1 protein-coding gene and 1 pseudogene are annotated in these 2,067 nt (G+C 36.9%); both read left to right on the top strand.

What is annotated here, in order from left to right:
- On the top strand, window positions 1-442 hold a 442-nt coding region (locus ACFIKG_RS09055; RefSeq protein ID WP_375652172.1), incomplete at its 5' end, for a YadA-like family protein.
- 617 nt (window positions 443-1,059) lie between these two features.
- Window positions 1,060-2,067: pseudogene (locus ACFIKG_RS09050) on the top strand (hypothetical protein); the annotation flags it as partial.

Here is a 2,067-nt window from a genome sequence, read left to right as displayed (position 1 = left end):
TGGAAAGATTGAAACGGGCTCGCATGAAGCTGTTAATGGGGGTCAGTTACATGATTACACCGAACAGCAGATGAAGATAGTTCTTGAAGATGCGAAGAAATATACGGATGATCAAATAGGTAGTCTTGTCGATAATGGCGTTAACGAGGCAAAATCCTACACAGATATGAAGTTTGAGACGTTAAATTATGCTATTGAGGATGTTCGGAAAGAGGCAAGGCAAGCTGCGGCTATTGGGTTGGCTGTCTCTAACTTACGTTACAATGATGCACCAGGAAAGTTGAGTGTTGCATTTGGTAGTGGTATATGGATCAATCAGTCTGCATTTGCTGTTGGTGCTGGTTATACCTCTGAAGATGGAAAAATCCGTTCTAGTCTATCTGTTACAACTGCTGGGGGGCGCTGGGGAGCAGGCGTAGGACTAAGCTTAACGCTAAATTAACAATAAAAATAAAATATTTCAACAAACACCCGTTTGCCCTTGCTTTTATGAAGCGGGGGCAAAATTTTTTAAGCATACAAACACAATACAAACCTAAGTCCTATAATCAAAAAACCTCTTGGCAACTGTTGTAAAAAAGCGATATTTTTATCTTCACAACGAATTATCTCTCTAAATATCTCAGGAAAATCATTTTTTTCTTGATATTCTACAAATATGTTTTATAAGTAACAAAATCTGTTGTGAGTAAGACTCATTCTGATAAAATGAATTTCAAAGGGGGAGGTAAGTGATGCGCGAAAATAAAAAGCACACGGCAAATTTATGTATATCACTGTATAATACTAAAAAAGAGATGATTTACGAAAAGCAATTATCCAATAAATTTCAAAAATCTTAGATATCACAATTTAAGTTAGGCAAAAAATAACCCATCGATCACCATTAGACTCTAAATGTGTCATAACTACGTCTAAAAATATACATTTAGGTCTCATTATATCAAACATACACAGTACAAAGGCTCAAAATCAAACTCATTTCAAACTCTTATTGCTAAAATGTGTTTTTTTTGCGTCATCAAGTGTGTTTCTAAAGTTTTTTTGGGGGAATCCATTATGAAAAAAATACATGCCACACAAGTAGCGAGTAAATTAAAACTTTCTCGTTTTTCTTTTGTTAAAGTTCTTTCGTTGGCTACAGCGGTTACATTTTTATCGAATGTTACACCTGTTTTTTCAGCAAATCCTGATTTTAGGAACACCTTTCTTGAAGGTGTAAAAAGTGCTGGTGTGTCTTATCCACAAAACATCATCCCTGTTGCTGGTTTGAATGCGTCTCCTGTTTCAAAAGACAATTATTTAACAGTGCTCAAAAAAGCAGGAGTAGAAGAGATTAATGCTTCTAGTAACTATGCAAATTTTCTAAACAAAACTTTTTTGGATAAAAGTAATGAGAGTTCTTTTACTATACCTGCTTTAGAGAACACTTATAAGTCTGTTGGATTTGATAATGATGCAATAACATTTAATATGAGGCCACTGACTAGAAGTACTAGAGATAGCGGGATTAACATCGGCACTAATACTGTGGCAATAGGTAATAGTGCGAAAACAGTGATGCAACATGGCGTTGCTATTGGTTACAATGCAACCGAGACAAATGAGGTTAGAGGGACGGCTATTGGTTCTAATGCGAAGGTGACCAAGAGTGGTGGGATTGCTTTAGGTGCTGATAGTGAAGCTTTTATAGGCAGTGGTATTAGTGCATATAGGCCATTAGGTGTTTTGGTAGAGCCGGGGGCAGATTTGCATGCTTGGATCAGCTCTGAAGGAGCGCTTAGTATTGGTAGCATAGGAAAGGGAAAAACACGACAAATTGTAGGCGTTGCAGGTGGTACTGAAGATACTGATGCAGTAAACGTAGCGCAGTTGAAAGCATTAGAAAAGAATGCCGGAAGTTGGAAACTCTCTGTTTCTGGAGCGAATACTACAACGGTTGAATCGAATAAATTAGTAGATTTAGCTGCTGCAAGTAATAACATAAAGGTTACAAAAGGTGATAAAGACAATAATGTAAAATTTGATTTGGCTCAAGATGTTGCATTAACGAGCTTAAAGGCAGGC

Source organism: Bartonella sp. LB28NMGDW (assembly GCF_042194435.1).
Taxonomy (GTDB): Bacteria; Pseudomonadota; Alphaproteobacteria; order Rhizobiales; family Rhizobiaceae; genus Bartonella; species Bartonella grahamii.
The sequence above is the reverse complement of the archived record's forward strand: the minus strand, read 5'-3'. Positions and strand labels throughout refer to the sequence as shown.